The following is a 2,675-nucleotide window of genomic DNA, read 5'->3' on the forward strand; positions in this document are numbered from 1 at the left end:
ACTGTGCCACTACATTGTTATAAATCAATTAGTTAAGCGTGAAGTGGCGAGCTAGATAAGATTGTTGAACGCTCGAGCTTGTTCAAGTGGCAAAGGGAGCGGGCTACCTAATACCCGTTAGGCAGGTATATGGAACATAGCACTCCGAAAAGGGTCTTTCTCGATAACTGTATTTTCAGTATCAGCGACACTGTGCAAGGCGCGCAAAAACCTCATCAGATTTATTGGGGTGGAGAAAAGCATACAGTGCAGATTTCTGGGTTTGAGGGAAAGCCATTGCCTAAGGAATCTGAACCTTGGAAGAGAGAGCAGGTTAAATGCATGACGACAATTGGCAGACTGGCAAGACAGGACGTTATCGCTTTGTCGTCTTACATGGAAACCATGTTTGAGGGGTGGAAGCGTTCTGGATCATTTCCTGCGACCACCATTGGCAATGTCTTTAACGGGGTAGAGGTTGAGCACGTAGATGCCGCCGTTGAGAGATCGTACTTTTTTCACTCCTCATTGGATGAGTATATTGATAGCCAGAGCATGATAAAATTTTGCAAATGGCTATTGGCTATCGATCCGAATTTCTTAATTGAAAAAGTCACTCAAGTAAAGGATTTGCCAAGCTTTCTAGTGGCCAATCTACGGAACGTTAAAAGATTCGGCGAGCTTTGCAAGCGGTTGTCTGAGAAACAGTACCCGGATGCATTTCACCTATGGACGGCTGAGGTTAATGGTGCAGATTGTTTCTTAACAATTGATAAAAAATTCATTCGTGTGATGACTGAAACGAATCGGTCAGAGCTGCCTTGCCCTCCATTGTCACCTTCTCAACTGCTTAATCAACTAGGAATAGATGAGCGAGATCCCCTTGAATACACGGAGGGAGTCTTCTATGACATTTCTGGTAGACGCGGGTAACAGGAGGCCTAACAATGCGGTCAACGGGACGCCAACTACGCTGCGCTCCGTTGCCGCCCATTACCATTAGCGTTAGACCTCATGTGAGTGCCATGGAACTGACGGGATTCGACAGGAATTGCATAGCGTTAGTAGACGATGCGCCCAATCAGCGATCCCGCCATTGCTTTCGCTCTGCGCTGAAACATTTAGAGCTCGCAGAGGCTCTCGTCGCAGTTGACCCCGCAATGGCGATCTTCCGCGGCATCACTGCTGAAGAAGAAGCCGCCTCCGGACTGATGTTTTGCCTACAAGAGCTCGGGTATCAAAATTCGGAGAAGCTCAATCCCCGGAACCACGTGCACAAGAGCGCAATGATCCCGTTCTTCCGGGTACTTGGATCTTTCTTTGAGGAAACAATTGGAGCGAACGGACTCAAGCCCGCCCTACACATTAAGATAGACAATGGAATGAGGCGGCTGACAGTTGCAATCCCGATGCAGGTTAACGGCTCCGCCATTAACGCGTACCCTATTCCTCCTCTGAACTTCTCGGTCAAGAGCGAGGGACGAAGTCCGTCATATAGGCGTCAGATCGAACGCCACGCTCAGAGCGAGGGATTCACCAACATGACAAGCTATGTGAAGAGAGAGGCCAACCTTCGCAACGAGCTACTGTATGCAAGTCCAGCGGGATATCCGACTGTCAACGAAGTAAAGCCGAAGTTTTTGGCGATAAAGCAGTCACACGTTCTGGCGCTCATGCGAGCGTACCTATTTGTGTTCCCCTATCCTGATCACCAACCCTTTGTACAGGACGCACTTGATGCGTTTCTTGTAATGCTGGGGCGCCTAGATGACCATAACCTTCATGCCGAGGTCTAACAATTCATTCAAGCCGACGCCGCTTCGCGGCGCGGCTTAATCCAGGCATTAGAACTCATTTGAGGAAAGCTCATAAAAATGGCTAAACGGGACGACTTCAAAGTGGCTGTGGTGCGAAAGGTTGCTGAGCGCGCTGCGTACATATGCAGCAATCCTTACTGTCGCAGGATTACCATCGGGCCTGACCAAGCCGCGTCGAATCTTTCGATTAAAACTGGGGAGGCTGCTCATATCTGCGCCGCCAGTCCGGGCGGCCCTCGCTATGACATGTCACAAACAGACCAACAAAGAAGTGGAATAGCCAATGCAATTTGGCTTTGTAGTGCCTGCGCGGATTTGGTCGATAAGAATGGTGGGCATGGTTATCCCGCAGAACATCTTCGAAAGTGGAAACGTGATCACGAGTCACTAATGAAAGAATGTCTCGAGGGCGCGAAAAGAGTGGTGTTTCAAATTCTTCCTCACCGTCCGGACGAGAAGTTAGCGAAACGAGTGATTTGTCTGTTGGAAGATAAAGGCAGCCTTTTTGAACCGTATGATCAGGAGGATCCTAAAAGGGTCTTGGAGTCTCTTAAGGAGCTGCGGCTACTCGTAACAGGAGTCCGGGCTGAAATTTCTCCAGATTCCCCCCTAGCCATCATTGCCGAATCTATCGTTCGCGCTTGCCGCCATTATATGAATTCAACGCCTGATAATCCAGACATCCAAGAGCTCAATTTTTCCTTGGGGGCCGTGAGGAAAGTGGTTGGAGTGAACGTCGGTGACCTCATGAGGCATTATGAGGTCACTGTCAGTAGTGAACTCCAATCAATAGTCCCGGGATGAGTTCTAGGTTTTGTCCGAAAAGTCCGCTCGCAGGCAACGGTCTATGCACGCCAGGCATACCACCCGAGTTCGACA

General features: G+C 49.3%; 3 protein-coding genes. All 3 read left to right on the forward strand.

Going from position 1 to position 2,675, the window contains the following annotated elements:
- Positions 1-129: 129 nt before the first annotated feature.
- The gene (locus DOM57_RS21620) at positions 130-912 is read left to right on the forward strand and encodes a hypothetical protein (RefSeq protein ID WP_162619638.1); all 783 of its coding nucleotides are present in this window, start codon (positions 130-132) and stop codon (positions 910-912) included.
- 92 nt (positions 913-1,004) lie between these two features.
- Entirely contained in the window at positions 1,005-1,775 is a 771-nt protein-coding gene (locus DOM57_RS21625; protein WP_110651821.1) for a hypothetical protein, read from the forward strand.
- A gap of 78 nt (positions 1,776-1,853) precedes the next feature.
- Positions 1,854-2,600, forward strand: coding sequence for a hypothetical protein (locus DOM57_RS21630; RefSeq protein WP_110651823.1), 747 nt, complete (start codon positions 1,854-1,856; stop codon positions 2,598-2,600).
- Positions 2,601-2,675 lie beyond the last annotated feature (75 nt).

Origin of the sequence: Salinicola peritrichatus (assembly GCF_003206715.1) — a bacterium.
Lineage (GTDB): Bacteria > Pseudomonadota > Gammaproteobacteria > Pseudomonadales > Halomonadaceae > Salinicola > Salinicola peritrichatus.